This window comes from Streptomyces sp. NPDC016851 (genome assembly GCF_055562795.1).
Map to the genome: position 1 here is coordinate 88,680 of NZ_JBVHEP010000021.1, position 15,627 is coordinate 104,306.

A 15,627-nucleotide genomic window follows, 5' to 3' on the forward strand; every position below is an offset into this window, starting at 1 on the left:
CACTCTGGAGTCATGGCATCGCTCAACGTCGGCAATCTCGGTGACTACCTGCGCGAACAGCGGCGCAACGCGCAGTTGTCGCTGCGGCAGCTCGCCGACGCCGCAGGGGTGTCCAATCCGTATCTGAGCCAGATCGAGCGCGGGCTGCGCAAGCCGAGCGCGGAGGTGTTGCAGCAGGTCGCCAAGGCCCTGCGGATCTCCGCGGAGACGCTGTACGTCCGGGCCGGCATCCTCGACGCCGAGCGGGACCGGGACGAGGTGGAGACGCGTGCCGTCATCCTCGCGGACCCGGCGCTGAACGAGCGGCAGAAGCAGGTGCTGTTGCAGATCTACGAGTCCTTCCGCAAGGAGAACGGGTTCGGGACCGGCGACGGCTCCGCGGTCGTCGGCCTCGTGGTCACCGAGGACGCGGCGGACAGGGACGGAGACGGGGACGCCCCCGGCGGCGGCACCGGGATACGACGGACCCGCACGGCCGACGGCGGCCGGCCCGCCGAGCGCCGTACCCGCGACAGCGACGGGAGCGACGGCAGTGACGGCGGTACGTCCGCGTCACCGTCGGCGACCCGCCGCACGCGCAAGGACGGCAGCGGTACGTCACCGTCGCCCGCCCGTCGCGCTCGCAAGGACACCGGCGGTACGTCCGCCGCCCGCCGGGCCCGCAAGACCACCGGCGGCAGTGACACCGACCCGCAGCAGACGGCCGGCTAGCCGGACCAGGGCACCGGCCGTACCGCTGCGGATCACACCACCCTCAGCCGAACCCTCAAGCGAAAAAGAATCCGGGAGGACCATCACCATGGCCATCACCGACGACCTGCGCAAGACCCTCAGCGACCCGACGCCGCTCTACTTCGCCGCAGGCACCGCCGACCTCGCCCTTCAGCAGGCCAAGAAGGTGCCGGCCCTGGTGGAGCAGCTGCGTTCCGAGGCCCCCGCGCGGATCGACGCCGTACGCAACACCGACCCCAAGGCCGTCCAGGAGAAGGCCTCCGCCCGGGCCAAGGAGGCCACCGCCCGCGTCAAGGAGACGCAGGAGACCCTCCAGAACAAGGTCACGGAGTTCATCGGCTCCATCGACATCGACGTCAAGAAGCTCGGCAGCACGATCGACGCCGACCTGAAGAAGATCGGCGAGACCGCCCAGGACGTCGCGCTGCGCAGCGTCGGCGTGGCCGCCGAGTACGCCGTCAAGGCCCGCGAGACCTACGAGAAGGTCGCCGAGCACGGTGAGCAGGCCGTGCGCACCTGGCGCGGCGAGGCCGCCGAGGGCATCGAGGACGTCGCCGAGGGCGTCGAGGAGCTGGCCGTGGCCGTCGAGCCGAAGGCCCGGCCGGTCGAGGTCAAGGAGGAGCCGGCGAAGCCGGCCGCCGCCACGGCCGCCCCGGCGAAGAAGGCCCCCGCGGCGAAGAAGGCCCCGGCGCGCAAGACCACCACCGCCACCGCCAAGAAGAGCACCCCGCCGGCCAAGTAGGACGGCCAGGGGCGCAGAGTGACCGCAACGGGCCGGGCACCCTGAGGGTGTCCGGCCCGTTGTACGGGTACGGTGACCGCGTAGGGACGAGCCGAGTCAGGTGGTGGACGTAGTGCTGATGCAGGGCTTCGCAGGGTTCATGTGGCTTCTGAGCATGGCCCTGATCATTTTCAGCGGCTTCGCGTTGTTCGACGCCGCCGTGCGGCGTGAGGACGCCTACCGCGCGGCCGACAAGAAGACCAAGCCGTTCTGGATGATCATCCTCGGGCTGGCCTTCGTGGTGAACCTGCTCTTCCCGATCCTGTCGTTCCTGCCGATCATCGGGCTCATCGCGACGATCGTGTACATGGTCGACGTGCGTCCCGCCATCCGGGCGCTCCCCGGCGGCGGCCGCAGCAGCCGCGGCTCCAGCAGCGACGGCCCGTACGGCCCCTGGAACGGCGGCCGGTAAGACCCCGGGCAGGACCGGAGCCGGCCGGGGCTACGGCACCCGGTCCAGCAGCAGTACCGCCACGTCGTCCGTCAGCTCGCCACCGTTGAGCTTGCGCACCTCGTTCACCGCCGCCCGCAGCAGTTCCTCGCCCCGCAGTCCCTCGGCGATCTGGCGGCGCACCATCTCCGTCATGCCGTCCTGGCCGAGCCGCTCCCGGCCCTGGCCGACATGGCCCTCGATCAGGCCGTCGGTGTAGAGCATCAGGCTCCACTCGGCGCCCAGCTCCACCTGCATGCGCGGCCAGCGGGCACCCGGCAGCAGCCCGAGGGCCGGCCCGTTGTTGTCGTACGGCAGCAGGCGGGCCGGCTTGCCCGGGCTGGCCAGCAGGGGCGACGGGTGGCCCGCCAGGCACAGGCCGGCGCGGCGGCCGTCCGGCGCGATGTCCACCGTGCACAGCGTCGCGAAGATCTCGTCGTCGGCCCGCTCGTGCTCCAGCACCTGCTGGAGCGTGCCCAGCAGCTGGTCGCCGCACAGCCCCGCCAGCGTCAGCGCGCGCCACGCGATCCGCAGCTCCACACCCAGGGCGGCCTCGTCCGGGCCGTGACCGCAGACGTCACCGATCATGGCGTGCACGGTGCCGTCCGGCGTGCGCACGACATCGTAGAAGTCGCCACCGAGCAGGGCGCGTGAGCGGCCCGGGCGGTAGCGGGCGGCGAACCGCAGCGGGGAGCCGTCCAGCAGCGGGGTCGGCAGCAGACCGCGCTCCAGGCGGCGGTTCTCCTGGGCGCGCAGCCGGCCCTCGGCGAGCCGGCGCTCGGCCGACTCGGAGCGTTTGCGCTCCACGGCGTAGCGGATCGCCCGGCTCAGCAGCCGGCCATCCAGCTCGTCGCGGAAGAGATAGTCCTGGGCGCCCACGCGCACCGCCTCCGCGCCGCGCTCGGCGTCGCCCGAGGCGGTCAGCGCCAGTACGGCATGCCGGGGCGCGAGCTCCAGCACGTGCTTGAGCACGGCGAGCTCGTCATCGGAGTCGCTGCGGCCCGGAGCCGGCAGCGCGAGGTCCAGCAGGATGCAGTGGACGTCGTCGGTCAGCAGCCGCCCGGCCTCGGTGAGGTTGCGGGCCGTGCGGACGCGGATCGGCTTGCCCGCCTGGTCGAGCATGTCGGGCACGATCGGCGACCCGGCCGGATCGTCCTCGATCAGCAGCAGGGTCAGGTTCGTGTGGGCGGTGTTGTTCTCCACCTTGTCCGTGATGTTCCCGGCGGTGTCCGGCGTGCGCGGGGCGGCTGCCGAGGCGTCCGTGGCGGACTGCTCGGCGGGGCCGTCGCAGCGGGACTCGGCCTGCGCCTGACCACTCTCCACGGCCGGGATCGCTCTCTGCCGCGGTATGGGTACGGGCATCGTCTTGGGTTCCTTCCCTCCCCCCGAGGGCATGGCGGGGGCGAGGGACCTCGACCCACCGACCGGGACCATAGCGGGTGTCGGCGCCCCATTGGAATGGTGTGAGCCACGCCGCTGCGCCATCGGCCAGTGTCATATGCCGCGATATGCGCCCCAGTTGGACACCGCCGGGATGCTGCGGGGATGACGAACGTCACGTCAGCACGCGGTTTGGCGGTGGTCCGGGGTGGGCTGGGTCACGTGGCCCGGGCCGCGTGACCCAGCGGGTGACCCATGGGCCGGTGTCTTCCCGCGTTCAGCCGGCGTCGGCGGCGGCGTCCGGTCGTACCACCCCGAGGATGGGCATCGTCCCGGCTCCCGCGATGGTCACCGTCCGCCCGGGCCGCGGCGCGTGCACGATCGCCCCGTCGCCGACGTACATCGCGACATGGCTGGCGTCGTCGAAGTAGATGATGAGGTCGCCGGGCCGCATGTCCTGGATGTCGATGTGCCGCAGCTGCTTCCACTGCTCCTGCGAGGTGCGCGGAACGCCGCGGCCGGCCGATATCCAGGCCTGGGAGGTCAGCCCGGAGCAGTCGTAGGTCTTCGGGCCCTCGGCGCCCCACTGGTACGGCTTGCCGATCTGGGCGGTGGCGTAGGCGACGGCCTTCTTGCCCTGCTCGGAGGCCTTTCCGCTGATCTCGTCGAGGATTCCGGAGTCGAGCCAGGCGGTCTGCGCCTTGCCGGCGGCCTCCTTCTCCAGCTCGGCGAGGCGCTCCTGCTCCTCCTTCTGGAGCGCGGACTCGAGCTTCTCCGCCTGCGCGATCTGCTTCTCGACCTTCTTCCGCGCGGCGGCCTTGGCCTTGCGGCCCGCCTCCAGCTTCTTCCACTGCGCGGAGGCGTCCTGCGCGTACCGCTCCAAGTCCTCCTGGGTGCGGGACAGTTCGCCGATCAGGCCCTTGGCCGCGTGCTGGCCCTGGCGCACCCGGCCCGCCCCGTCGAGGAACTCCTGCGGATCGTCGCTCAGCATCAGATGGGCCTCGGGGGGCAGTCCGCCGCCGCGGTACTGGGCGGCGGCCGAGGCGCCCGCGCGGTCCTTCAGCTTCGCCAGCTTCTCCTGGCCCTTGACGATCTTCTTGGCCAGCTTGACGATCTCGGCGGACTGCTTGTCGGCCTTCTCCTCGGCGGCGTTGTACTCGTCGGTGGCGCGGGCCGCGGCGCGGTAGAGCTTGTCGAGCTTCTCGCGTACGGCTTCCAGGTCCTTGCTGGGCGCGAGCGTGGGGCCCGCGCTCGGGGTGGTGGCCGGGGTGGGTGCGGGACTGGGGTTCGCGAACGCCGTGCCCGGTGCCGCCAGCACCGTGAGCGCGCAGACCACGGTCACGGCCGTCGCGATCAGGCCACGCTTGCCCGGTCCCATACCTCAGCCCCCAAACTGATTAACCGTCAGTAACATCCGGTACGCCTGGGGATGCTGCCACGTCGGCGCGCGAAGCGACAGGGGTAGTACTTCCCTCGGTCCCCTCCCCGCTATGCCCCCGGCATGACGATCTCCCCGCCGGTGTGACGAACGACTCAAAGAGATCGTTCCCGGAGGGCCGGTCCGGTCCGGGCCGGGTCGGGTCGGGCCGGTCCGCGTGGATTCACCCCCGCGGTGCCAACGCCTCCCACCGCACCGTCACTTCTCCCTGCCGCCACCGCACCGGCCCGTCGGCCACGGGCCAGTCGGCGGTCAGGTCCCGTACCGCCCGTATCCAGCGCTGGCGGGCGCCGTAGGACGCGTAGGGCGCGGCGGCGGCCCAGGCGCGGTCGAAGTCGCGCAGGAAGGCGTGCACCGGCTCGCCCGGGACGTTGCGGTGGATGAGCGCCTTCGGCAGGCGTTCGGCCAGGTCCGAGGGGCGCTCCAGGGAGCCGAGCCGGGTCGCGAAGGTGACCGTGCGCGGTCCCTCCGGGCCGAGCGCGACCCAGACGTGCCGGCGTCCGATCTCGTCGCAGGTGCCCTCGACGAGCAGCCCGCCGCGCGCCCCGGTCGCCGGATCGGCCGGCGCGAGCCGCCCGCACAGCCGGTGCCAGACGGCCTCGACCTCGCCCTCCGCGTACTGCCGCAGCACGTTCGCCGCGCGGACCAGCAGGGGCCGCTGCGGGATGGGGATCTCGAAACCGCCGTGCCGGAAGACGAGGCCCGCCCGCTCGTACGGCAGCGCCGCCGCGACCCGGGCCGGCTCGATCTCCACGCCCACCACACGCGCGCGTGGCGCGACCGTCCGCAGGCGGTGCAGCAGCTCGACGGCCGTCCAGGGGGCGGCGCCGTACCCGAGGTCGACGGCCACGGGGTCGGCGGTACGGCGCAGCTCGGCGCCGTGCGTGGCCGCGATCCAGCGGTCCATGCGGCGCAGGCGGTTCGGATTGGTCGTCCCGCGCGTCACCGTGCCCACGGGGCGGCGGGCGGCGGCGCGGGATGTCATGCGTACGAGGTTAAGCGGCTCCCGGGCGTGAACGGTCCCCGGTGCCGAACGGCTGCCTAGACCCCGGCCCCGCCCCCGTACGTCCCGAACCCCGGAACCCCCGCCGACTCGAACACGTGCACCGACAGACCGCCCGGCGTCGTCCGGTGGTCGGCCAGTCGCAGCCCGGCCGGTGCGCCGCCGTCCGGGAAGAGGCGACGGCCCTGGCCGACCACGACCGGGGCGATCACGAGCCGCAGCGTGTCGATCAGCCCGGCGGCCAGCAGGGACTGGGCGAGCCGGGCGCTGCCGTGGATCTGGAGCTCCCGGCCGGGCTGCCGCTTCAGCTCCGCCACCTGGGCGGGGACGTCACCGGACAGGATCGTGGTCGGGTCCCAGGCGGCCGTGGTCAGGCTCTGGGAGGCGACGTACTTCGGCAGGCCGTTCATGATCCCGGCGAGGGGATGGTCGGTCATCGCCGGCCAGTCGCGGGCGAAGTTCTGGTACGTGCGTCGCCCGAACAGCAACGCGTCCGCCTCGCCGAGCCAGCTGCCGGCCAGCCGCTCGAACTCCTCGTCCAGATGCGGCACGAACCAGCCGCCCCGCTCGAAGCCGTCGCTGGTGTCCTCGTCCGGGGCGCCCGGCCCCTGGGAGACACCGTCGAGCGACAGGAACTCCTGCACCACGAGCTTCATCGCGCACCCCAGCTGTTTTCTCGCTCACGCCAACACTGATGGAGACACTGTGGGGCGCGGAAACTCATCGGCCCCGGCACCATGCCGACGATCTCCGCCCCGGGGAACCGCACCGGTGACCGCCCGGTGACCGCGCGGTTCCCCGGGCGGGGAGAACCGTCAGTCCTGCCGGACGACGTCGGTGCCCGGCCCGCCGGAGAGTGTGTCCGCTCCGGGACCGCCGTACAGCTCGTCGTCGCCGCTGTTCCCCCAGATCCGGTCGGCGCCGCCGTTTCCGTGCAGGATGTCGTTGCCCCTGCCGCCGTGGATCTCGTCGTCGCCGGCCCCGCCGTGGACCGTGTCGTCTCCGTCGTCGGCTCGCATGACCTGGTCGCCCGCGCCGCCGCGGAGGACGTCGTCGCCCGCGCCGCCGTCCACGATCTCGCCGTCGACGCCGGCGTGGAGGGTGTCGTCGCCGTCACCGCCGCCGGCGTATCCCAGCGCGCCCACCCTGATGATGTCGTCGCCCGCCCCGCCCAGGGCGGAACTGCCGTCGACCCGGTCGCCGGTGGCGCCGGTCCACTGGTCGTCGCCGGCGGCCAGCTCGATCCTGTTGAAGTAGTAGACCTGGTCGGTGGCGTTGCGGAAGGAGGCGGTGTCGTCGCCGTCGGCGAGGTCCATCTCCATGGAAGTGACCGGGGACTGGCTCTCAGGGGCCTCGACCGTGCAGGAGATCTTGGTGTGGTCCGCGCTGTCGGGGTGGCGGCAACCGTTCCCGGCGTCGATCGGGACGGCGTCGTCGATGACGTAGGTGAAGTGGGAGCGGTCGCCGGTGAACGACTGTGTGACGGTCACCTTGTTGGCCTGGCCGGGGGCGGCCGTGTAGGTGAGCTGCCAGCCGTACTCGTTCACCGCGGCGGTGGCCGTCGGCTCCGCGGCACCGGCCGGGCCGGCCAGGGCGACCGGAACGGCCAGGGCCATGCCGAGAACCGGCGTCAGAACCGATGCGGCGCGTAACAGCCGGCGGCTGACCAGGCGAGAGGGCATTGCGTAACCTCCGTGCGGCAGGGGTGGATCCTTCCGCAGGCTGTGACCGGTCGGGCAGGCGCCGGGTTGTCCGCGGTACCGGCCTCGTCGTCCTTTCCACTGCCTTTTCATCGCGGAGACAGCGCGTGTGGCCTGCGATGTCCGATCGCGTTCAGCTGCCCGTCACCCTCGAACGGTTGAGCGGGGAGCGGTAATGATTCGGTAAAAGTCGCGAATCAGGAAATGGAACTCAACCCTCCGCTGTTGAACCGCTGGAGGGCACGTGCGCCCTGCCATGGCATGCCCGGAGCGAGGAGGAACGCCACGTGAGCCAGTACATCGGCAGGCTCGGGCGGCGCTCCGCGTCCCCGTCCACGCGCCTCCGGCTGCACCGCAGGCCCCGCCGGGTGGCCATGCTCTCCGTGCACACCTCCCCGCTCCACCAGCCGGGCACCGGCGACGCCGGCGGCATGAACGTCTACATCGTGGAGCTCGCGCAGCGCCTCGCCGCGATCAACATCGAGGTAGAGATCTTCACGCGCGCGACCTCGGCCGCCCTGCCGCCGACCGTCGAGCTCGCCCCGGGCGTCCTCGTCCGGCATGTCGACGCCGGCCCCTACGAGGGCCTCAACAAGGAGGACCTCCCGGCCCAGCTGTGCGCCTTCACGCACGGCGTGATGCAGGCCTGGGCCGGCCACCGCCCCGGGTACTACGACCTGGTCCACTCCCACTACTGGCTCTCCGGCCACGTCGGCTGGCTCGCCGCCCAGCGCTGGGGCGTCCCCCTGGTGCACGCCATGCACACCATGGCCAAGGTCAAGAACGCCAACCTGGCCGACGGCGACACCCCCGAACCGGCCGCTCGTGTCATCGGCGAGACCCAGATCGTCGCCGCCGCCGACCGCCTCATCGCCAACACCACCGAAGAGGCCGACGAACTCGTACGGCACTACGCGGCCGACACCGACAAGGTCGCCGTGGTCCACCCGGGCGTGAACCTCGGCCGCTTCTCGCCCGCCGACGGCCGCGCCGCAGCCCGGGCCCGTCTCGGCCTGCCGAGGGACGCGCTGATCCCGCTCTTCGCCGGCCGCATCCAGCCCCTGAAGGCCCCCGACGTGCTGCTGCGCGCCGTCGCCGTCCTCCTCGACGAGCGCCCCGAGCTGCGCTCGCGCATCCTCGTCCCCGTCGTCGGCGGCCCCAGCGGCAGCGGCCTCGCCAAGCCCGAGGGCCTGCAGAAGCTGGCCGCACGCCTCGGCATCGCGGACGTCGTACGGTTCCACCCGCCGGTCGGCCAGGACCAGCTGGCGGACTGGTTCCGCGCCGCCTCCGTCCTGGTCATGCCCTCCTACAGCGAGTCGTTCGGCCTGGTCGCCATAGAGGCGCAGGCGGCGGGCACGCCCGTGCTGGCCGCGGCGGTCGGCGGCCTGCCGGTCGCCGTGCGCGACGGGCACACCGGCTTCCTGGTACGCGGCCACCATCCCGCCGACTACGCGCGCGTGCTGCGCGACTTCGCCGACGACCCGGAGCTGTCGCCCCGGCTGGGCGGGCAGGCCGCCCGCCACGCCCAGTCCTTCGGCTGGGACGCCGCGGCCGCCACCACGGCGGACGTGTACACGGCCGCGATGCAGGCACACCGCCGTCGCGTACGCTCGCAGCATGGGTGAAACCGATCTGGAACAGCGTGCGGCACAGGTCGTCGAGGGAGTGCTGAAGGACGCCGACCTGGAGTGGGAGAGCCCCGAGCCCGGCACCTACGTGGCGCAGCTCCCCGGCACCCGCAAGCTCAAGACGACGGTCTCCCTGATCGTCGGCCGCCACTCCCTCTCGCTCAACGCCTTCGTCATCCGCCACCCCGACGAGAACGAGCAGGGCGTCCACCGCTGGCTCCTGGAACGCAACCTCAAGCTCTACGGCGTCAGTTACGCCGTCGACCAGCACGGCGACGTCTACGTCACCGGCCGGCTCTCCCTGTCCGCCGTCACCGCCGACGAGATCGACCGTCTGCTCGGCCAGGTCCTGGAGGCCTCCGACGGCAGCTTCAACACCCTGCTGGAGCTGGGCTTCGCCTCGGCGATCCGCAAGGAGTACGAGTGGCGGGTGTCCCGCGGGGAGTCGACGCGCAACCTGGACGCGTTCGCCCACCTCACCCGACGTCCCGACCGGTGAACCGTCCCGCCCGGTAACGCCCGGGCGGCACGCCCACCAGCTTGCGGAAGTGCCGGGTGAGGTGCGACTGGTCGTAGAACCCGGTCTCGGCCGCGACCTCTCCCGGTGAGCGCCCTTCGAGCAGCAGCCGGCGGGCGCGGCCCACGCGCAGGGACGTCAGGTACTGGTGCGGGGCGATGCCGTAAGCGGCGCTGAACGCCCGTACGAGATGGGCGGGATGGGCCCCGACGAGCCCGGCCGCCTCCTGCAGCCCGACGCCCTCCACGACCCGCTCGTCCAGCAACTCCCGCAGCCGCCGCGCGAGCACGGGATCCGCCGGACGGGGCTTGCCGCCGTCGCCCCGCAGATGCCCGCGCAGCCGCTCCCCGACGAACAGCAGCCTGCTCTCGGCCTCGAGTTCCTCACCGGGCCGCAGCAGCGCGCCGTGCACCTGCCCCACGCGCATGCGCAGCAGCGGATCGCGCAGGTCCGGCCGGTCGACGGCGGCCCCGATCAACTCGTCCCCGAGATACGTCCGGTCGAGATACAGCACCCGCTTGCGGAAGCCCTCCGGGGTGACGGCGGAGCCGTTGTGCGGCACGTGCGGCGGCAGCAGCGACACGGTGTCGTGCGGCGTGCCGTGCTCGTGCCGGTCGAGGTCGTACCGCACGGCGCCGGTGTCGACGATCAGCAGCGTCCAGGCGTCGTGGACGTGCATCGGGTACGCGTACTCGGTGAAGCGGGCGTGGAAGACCTCGACGACGCCGGGCACGGCGGGCCGCCAGGCGGAGACGATCCGGGCCGGCTGGGAAGCCATGCAAAAAACGTACAAGACCCCGGCCATGGCCGCCGGGCACGCTCGCATCATGAACACGCACACCGAACCGGCTGTGGAGCCGATCCGCTTCGACACGAAGATCGCCGTACTGCTGCGCGCCGACCTGGAGCCCTGGCAGCGTCTCAACGTCACGTCGTTCCTGGTCAGCGGCTTGGGTACGCAGGTCCCCGAGGTGATCGGCGAGCCCTACGAGGACGCGGACGGCGTGCCCTACCTGCCGATGTTCCGCCAGCCCGTCCTGGTCTTCGAGGCGACGAAGGAGACCCTGACCACGGCCCACACCCGCGCCCTGTCCCGCTCCCTGCCCCGTGCGATCTTCACCTCGGACCTGTTCGCCACGGGCAACGACCGCGACAACCGCGCGGCCGTACGGTCGGTTCCGACGGCGGACCTGGATCTGGTCGGCCTCGCGGTCCACGGCCCGAAGAACGCGGTGGACAAGGTGGTGAAGGGGGCGCGGATGCACCCGTGAGGCGGGGCGTGGCCGTGAGGCGGGGCATGGACGCTCTCGGCGACCAAAGTCGCGGACGCGTAGACCAACGGCTGACGACAGGGCATGCCCCGCCCGCCGAGACTTGCCCCATGGAGGACGCGAGGAAAGTTCAGTTGGGGAAGCAGGCCGTCCCGTCGGCGGGCGCGGGCACGGAACTGTCCGAGTCGGCCTGGGTGATCACGCTGTTCTGCGTGGCCTGCGGCGCCGGCGTCGGCGCCGTGCTCCCGCTCCTCGCCCGCCTGCTGCTGAAGCTGCCGTGGGCCCCGCTGGAGGGCCCGGCCGAACTGCTGACCTCGGTCCCGGAGCCCGCTCTCACCCTCGGCACGGTCGCGGTGGGCGCACTCGGCGGCCTGCTGCTGGGCCTCGTCGCCGTGCACGAGTCGCTGTCGGTCCGCGTCTCCGACACCCACCTCGCCCTGACCATCAGGGAGAGCACGCGGGAGTTCACCCGCGAGGAGATCGCGGTGCTGTGCAGGGACGGCAAGCAGCTCGTGGTGCTGGCCCCGGACGGCATGGAACTGGCCCGGGAGCACTGCGGCCTGCCCTGGCCACGCCTCGCCGCCACCGTCACCGGGCACGGCTACCGCTGGGCGGAGGAGGACCCGTACCGCGCGGAGTTCCGCCGCTGGGTCCCCGGCACCCCGGGTCTCCCCGAGGGCGCGGACGCCCTGCTGCGGGCCCGCGCCCAGACCCTCAAGAGCGACGACGACGCCGAGGACGCCCGAGAGCTGCGCCGCGAGCTGCTGAGGCTGGGCGTGGTCGTACGGGACGAGGAGAAACGGCAGTACTGGCGGGTCGTCGGCGGGTGACGTCAGCGGGTGACCTCGAACGCGGCGGCCTGGGGCACGAACGTCGTGTCGCCGTCCTCGGCCGTCGCCGGCGCCGAGACGTACCAGGTGCCGGTGGCCGGCTCCGACGCCTCCCCCTTGGTGGCCCGCACCGTGTACGTGCTGCGCCCGGGCGCTGCGCAGGGGTGACAGCGCGCACTAGGCGTCAGGGGTGCACGCCGCGGCGATCGACGCGCTGTTCTCGTAGAGGTGGTGGCGGGTGATCCGCCCGCCCTCGACGGTGAGCCGCAGCGCGAAGGGCCCCGAGAAGGACTTGCCGGTCGCACGGACGGTCCCGGAGAGGTGCCCCATCAGAACGGCGTCGGTACCGTCGACGAGGATCGTGTCGATGGACGCACGGGCGTCCTCCGGCACGGTGTACTCGGCCAACTCATCGGCCTGAGCGGCACATTCGGCGGCCGAGGAACGAGGCCGGATCCAGGGAACACCGGGGTTCTCGGCCAGCATCCAGTCGACCTTGTCCGCGAAGAGCTCGGTGAGCCCTTCGGTGTCGCCGGCGAGCCGGAGTTCGAGGAACCTCTGGACGGTGGCGCGGGTGGCGTCCGCGGTGCTGGTGGCTGTCATGGGAGCCAGCTTGCCGGGACGCCGAAGGCCCGTCGATTACGTCGGAGGTAAGGACGTGGCGCCGGGCTGCTGCGCCGTCCCCGGCGGGTCCGCGCCGGCGGGCCCGTCCCAGGGGTGCTGCGACTCGTACTGGCGAAGGAGATAGCCCGCACGCGCCCGGCTGCGGGCGCCGAGACGTTTCATGATCTCGTTGATGTGGCGTTGGCACGTTCGCACCGACATGCCCATGCGGCGGGCGATCGCCTTGTCGTCCTCGCCGGCGATCAGCAGCCGGACGATGTCCGACTTCATGGCGTTCGATGCGGCGATGGCCTGTCGGCGCCCCATCCTGGCCGGGAAGACGGTCGCCTGGGTCCAGAGCCGCTCGAACGTGCCGACGATGAAGTCCACCGTGCTCGGGTCCCGGACGATCAGCACGCCGTGCGGGTCACCGCGCAAGGGGATGACGGCCACGGAGCGGTCCACCACGACGACCTCGCCGAACCGGTCCCCCAAGGTCCTGGCCTGGGCACCCAGGTCCGTCAGCTGCTGGACGCGGGCGACCGTGGCGGCGTTGAACTGGGCGGTGTGCTGGTACAGCGTGCGGACCCCGACCCCGCGGGCGAGCGCCGCATCGACCTGCTCCGAGGGCTCCCACGGCCCGTTCCGCGTCGTACCGCCCGGGTTGGCGAGGAGGATCTCCCCGGCCGTGTGCGAGATCAGGCCGTCGACCCAGCCGCGCACCTGGGCGACCCCCGTGACCGACTCGGTGCTCAACTCCTCGCGCAGCCGGTGTGCCACCCCGTCGTGGTAGAGACCGGTCAGCGCCGAGAGCTCGCCCCGCACGCGTGCCAGGGCCTCCTGGAGCTCCGCGACCTTGCGCACCGCGGGCTGGAGGACGTGCAGTTCGGCAGAGTCCGGGGAGACCGCGGTCACCCGGGTCGGGTCGTCGTGCGCCGGTCGCAGCAGCCGCAGCCGCAGCAGAACCCGGATCGACCGCGCGATGTCGCCCTCGGTACGGCCGGTGAGCCGGACCAGTTCGGGCAGGCCGATGCTCACGGCGCGCGACGCGTGCTCATAGACCTCCACCGCCCCGGGTTCCAGGGGCGCGAGGCCCACGAGCTGGTGGAAGTCCATGTCGTGGAGCCCCGGTTGGTCGGCGGGCATCCCTTCGCTCTGCGGGACGGGGCCGGTGCCGACCGGGACCGGGCGTGCGGCGCGGACGTGCGCCGCCGCCCCCGGTCCGGTGGCCGGCGCGTCGATGTTGTGAAGAGAGGTCGCCACCCCTGTACCTCCTGCCGGAGCGCCTTACCAGCGCTTGGTCTCGCCGATGAAGTCCGGGATCTCGATGGCGGTGCCGCGCTGCCGGGTCTCCCGCAGGACGTGGTGGCCGACCGCGAGGTCCAGGATGCCCAGGCCGAACGGGGAGAAGACGGTCGGCTTGTCCGCGTCGAGGCCGACCCGTCCCTGGAGCAGGGCGCCGAGCGTTCCGGTGATGAACTCCCGCCCGCCGCTGAGCTGTTCGGCCAGGTGCGGCGAGGTCTGGGCCTTGAGGCAGTGGTCGACGTCGTCCACGACGTTGTTGCAGCGCAGCAGGAGCTCGGGGGCGATATCGCGCAGGGACACGTTCAGCAGCACCTGCCCCGGCCGCAGTTCGGTGTCCGCGGGCACGTACGGCGTGGCCGCCGTGGTGGCGAAGACCACCAGGTCCCGGGTGAGGGCGTCCTGCAGTGTGCCGGTCTCGACGGGGACGCCGAACCGCGCCGCGGCGTGCTCGCTGAGGTGGTCGGCGCTGGTGCGGTCGAGGTCGTGCACGAACACGTCGGCGACCGGTATGCCGCCCGCGTGCAGGTAGTCGACGATGGTCCGGGCGATCACCCCGGCGCCGACGACCGCGAGCCGTACCGGCTCGGTGCCGGGCAGCAGCTTCATGGCCGCGACCGTGGCCGAGGCGGCGGTGCGGGTCGCGCTGATGCCGGCGGCCTCCAGGCAGGCGAGCGGGTACCCGGTGGCGTAGTCGTTGAGCAGCAGGGTCGCCGAGGCGCGGGGCAGGCCCTCCTTGATGTTGTCGGGGAAGCTGGCGATCCACTTCATCCCTATGGTGTCGACCTCGCCGCCGAGGTAGCACGGCAGCGCGATGACCCGCGCGTTGGGCTTGTCCGGGAAGCGCAGGAAGTAGCTGTCGGGGTTCACCGAGTGGCCCTGCTCGTGGGCGACGTAGGTGTCGGCGACGATGCGCAGGATGTCCTTGTGAGCGTCGGCGAGGACGTCGGCGACGGCGGGTCCGGGGACTACGTGGAAAGACGTCATGGTGGTTCCCATCAGAGGTGCCTCAGGCGGTGGATTCAGGTGGTGGTGATCTGGTCGAGGTCGGCCAGCTGCGGGATGTCGGTGTAGCGCTCGGTGACCCAGGTGTCGGAGTAGACGGTGTCGACGTACTTGTCACCCATGTCCGGCGAGATGACCGCCACCCGGGCCCCGTCGGGCAGGGTGGGCGCGAGTTGCTGGACGCCGGCGAGCACGGTTCCGGTGGAGCCTCCCACGAGCAGGCCGTACGTCTCGGCGACCCGGCGGCACATGGCCACCGTGTCGGGCTCGGAGATGAGGGTCTTCTCGAAGTTGCCGTTGTCGATGAAGAGTTCGGGGCGGCGACTGGTGCCGAGACCGGGAATGAAGCGGGGGGCCGCCGGGGCGCCGAAGGTGACCGAGCCCATCGCGTCCACCGCGACCACGCGGGTCTGCGGGCTGTGCTCGGTGAAGTATTCGACGCACCCCATGAGCGTGCCGGTGGTGCCCGCCCCCACGAACAGCGCGTCCACGGTGCCGAGACCCTGGTGCACGGCGGCGGCCGTGCGGTCGCGGTGGGCCGCGACCGCGGCGGAGTTGGCGTACTGGTTGAGCCACACCAGCTCCGGGTTCCGCTGCAGGCACTGGCGGATGTAGTTGATCCTGGTGTGCAGGTAGCCGCCCTGCGCGTCCCGGGTGGTCACCACGACCACGTCGGCGCCCAGGCTCTCCATGACGCGGATCGAGTGCCGGGCCGCGTTGGGGTCGGTGACCACGGTCAGCGCGTAGCCCTTGGCCGCGCACGCCACCGCCAGGGCGACGCCGAGGTTGCCCGAGGAGGATTCGATGACACGCGAGCCGACCCGGAGCGAACCGGCTCGCTCCCGGGACTCGAGCAGGGCGACGGCCGTTTTGAGCTTGACCGAGCCCGCGGGGTTGAGGCCCTCCAGCTTCAGGAACACCTCTCTGCCGGGCAGGAAGCCGGCCAGGCGGAGAAAGATGTCGTCGATGACGACATCGGACGTGCGTTCGAAAATCATGTCGATCGT

At 72.1% G+C, this 15,627-nt stretch carries 18 protein-coding genes; 7 read left to right on the top strand and 11 right to left on the bottom strand.

The features are described 5' to 3' along the window. The first annotated feature begins 12 nt into the window (after nt 1-12). The 3 genes from ACZ3I3_RS29490 to ACZ3I3_RS29500 all read left to right on the top strand — a co-directional run bounded on the left by ACZ3I3_RS29490 (nt 13) and on the right by ACZ3I3_RS29500 (nt 1,925). Nucleotides 13-711: a helix-turn-helix domain-containing protein gene (locus tag ACZ3I3_RS29490; RefSeq protein ID WP_467370063.1), complete on the top strand. Its 699-nt coding sequence runs from the start codon at nt 13-15 to the stop codon at nt 709-711. Between the two features lie 88 nt (nt 712-799). Continuing rightward, the gene (locus ACZ3I3_RS29495; protein WP_467370065.1) at nt 800-1,474 is read left to right on the top strand and encodes a hypothetical protein; all 675 of its coding nucleotides are present in this window, start codon (nt 800-802) and stop codon (nt 1,472-1,474) included. Between the two features lie 118 nt (nt 1,475-1,592). Further along, a complete protein-coding gene (locus ACZ3I3_RS29500) occupies nt 1,593-1,925 on the top strand; it encodes a DUF2516 family protein (RefSeq protein ID WP_467370165.1) in 333 nt (110 codons plus the stop codon). 30 nt (nt 1,926-1,955) lie between these two features. On the opposite strand, the gene ACZ3I3_RS29505 is transcribed toward ACZ3I3_RS29500, so the two are convergent. The 5 genes from ACZ3I3_RS29505 to ACZ3I3_RS29525 all read right to left on the bottom strand — a co-directional run bounded on the left by ACZ3I3_RS29505 (nt 1,956) and on the right by ACZ3I3_RS29525 (nt 7,446). Continuing rightward, the gene (locus ACZ3I3_RS29505) at nt 1,956-3,305 is read right to left on the bottom strand and encodes a PP2C family protein-serine/threonine phosphatase (RefSeq protein WP_467370067.1); all 1,350 of its coding nucleotides are present in this window, start codon (nt 3,303-3,305) and stop codon (nt 1,956-1,958) included. A 295-nt stretch (nt 3,306-3,600) separates the two neighbouring features. Next, complete coding sequence (locus ACZ3I3_RS29510) at nt 3,601-4,701, bottom strand: C40 family peptidase (RefSeq protein ID WP_467370068.1); 1,101 nt, start codon at nt 4,699-4,701, stop codon at nt 3,601-3,603. A gap of 223 nt (nt 4,702-4,924) precedes the next feature. Continuing rightward, entirely contained in the window at nt 4,925-5,746 is an 822-nt protein-coding gene (locus ACZ3I3_RS29515; RefSeq protein WP_467370070.1) for a class I SAM-dependent methyltransferase, read from the bottom strand. A 56-nt stretch (nt 5,747-5,802) separates the two neighbouring features. After that, the gene (locus ACZ3I3_RS29520) at nt 5,803-6,420 is read right to left on the bottom strand and encodes a dihydrofolate reductase family protein (protein ID WP_467370072.1); all 618 of its coding nucleotides are present in this window, start codon (nt 6,418-6,420) and stop codon (nt 5,803-5,805) included. A 159-nt stretch (nt 6,421-6,579) separates the two neighbouring features. Then, the gene (locus ACZ3I3_RS29525) at nt 6,580-7,446 is read right to left on the bottom strand and encodes a calcium-binding protein (RefSeq protein WP_467370073.1); all 867 of its coding nucleotides are present in this window, start codon (nt 7,444-7,446) and stop codon (nt 6,580-6,582) included. A 305-nt stretch (nt 7,447-7,751) separates the two neighbouring features. Between ACZ3I3_RS29525 and mshA the strand changes: the two genes are divergently transcribed. Both mshA and ACZ3I3_RS29535 read left to right on the top strand, forming a co-directional pair. Then, nucleotides 7,752-9,089, top strand: a complete 1,338-nt coding sequence (mshA, locus tag ACZ3I3_RS29530; RefSeq protein ID WP_467370075.1) for a D-inositol-3-phosphate glycosyltransferase — start codon at nt 7,752-7,754, stop codon at nt 9,087-9,089. Further along, a complete protein-coding gene (locus ACZ3I3_RS29535; RefSeq protein WP_467370076.1) occupies nt 9,082-9,591 on the top strand; it encodes a type III secretion system chaperone family protein in 510 nt (169 codons plus the stop codon). The genes mshA and ACZ3I3_RS29535 overlap by 8 nt, the downstream gene beginning before the upstream one ends. Here the strand turns inward: ACZ3I3_RS29535 and ACZ3I3_RS29540 are convergent. Next, entirely contained in the window at nt 9,569-10,387 is an 819-nt protein-coding gene (locus ACZ3I3_RS29540) for a helix-turn-helix domain-containing protein (protein ID WP_467370078.1), read from the bottom strand. The genes ACZ3I3_RS29535 and ACZ3I3_RS29540 overlap by 23 nt on opposite strands. A 49-nt stretch (nt 10,388-10,436) precedes the next feature. Between ACZ3I3_RS29540 and ACZ3I3_RS29545 the strand changes: the two genes are divergently transcribed. Further along, nucleotides 10,437-10,880: a DUF2000 domain-containing protein gene (locus ACZ3I3_RS29545; protein WP_354738636.1), complete on the top strand. Its 444-nt coding sequence runs from the start codon at nt 10,437-10,439 to the stop codon at nt 10,878-10,880. A 110-nt stretch (nt 10,881-10,990) separates the two neighbouring features. Then, nucleotides 10,991-11,710: a YqeB family protein gene (locus ACZ3I3_RS29550; protein WP_467370080.1), complete on the top strand. Its 720-nt coding sequence runs from the start codon at nt 10,991-10,993 to the stop codon at nt 11,708-11,710. Between the two features lie 2 nt (nt 11,711-11,712). Here ACZ3I3_RS29550 and ACZ3I3_RS29555 read toward each other — a convergent pair whose 3' ends face one another. From ACZ3I3_RS29555 to sbnA, 5 genes are read right to left on the bottom strand one after another with little or no spacing between them, the layout of a single operon-like run. Next, a complete protein-coding gene (locus ACZ3I3_RS29555; RefSeq protein WP_467370082.1) occupies nt 11,713-11,841 on the bottom strand; it encodes a hypothetical protein in 129 nt (42 codons plus the stop codon). Nucleotides 11,842-11,887: 46 nt separating this feature from the next. After that, a complete protein-coding gene (locus ACZ3I3_RS29560; protein ID WP_467370083.1) occupies nt 11,888-12,313 on the bottom strand; it encodes a nuclear transport factor 2 family protein in 426 nt (141 codons plus the stop codon). 36 nt (nt 12,314-12,349) lie between these two features. Continuing rightward, complete coding sequence (locus ACZ3I3_RS29565) at nt 12,350-13,576, bottom strand: helix-turn-helix transcriptional regulator (RefSeq protein ID WP_467370084.1); 1,227 nt, start codon at nt 13,574-13,576, stop codon at nt 12,350-12,352. A 24-nt stretch (nt 13,577-13,600) separates the two neighbouring features. Then, entirely contained in the window at nt 13,601-14,602 is a 1,002-nt protein-coding gene (sbnB, locus tag ACZ3I3_RS29570; RefSeq protein WP_467370086.1) for a 2,3-diaminopropionate biosynthesis protein SbnB, read from the bottom strand. Nucleotides 14,603-14,637: 35 nt separating this feature from the next. Then, a complete protein-coding gene (gene sbnA, locus ACZ3I3_RS29575) occupies nt 14,638-15,618 on the bottom strand; it encodes a 2,3-diaminopropionate biosynthesis protein SbnA (protein ID WP_467370088.1) in 981 nt (326 codons plus the stop codon). Nucleotides 15,619-15,627: the final 9 nt, after the last annotated feature.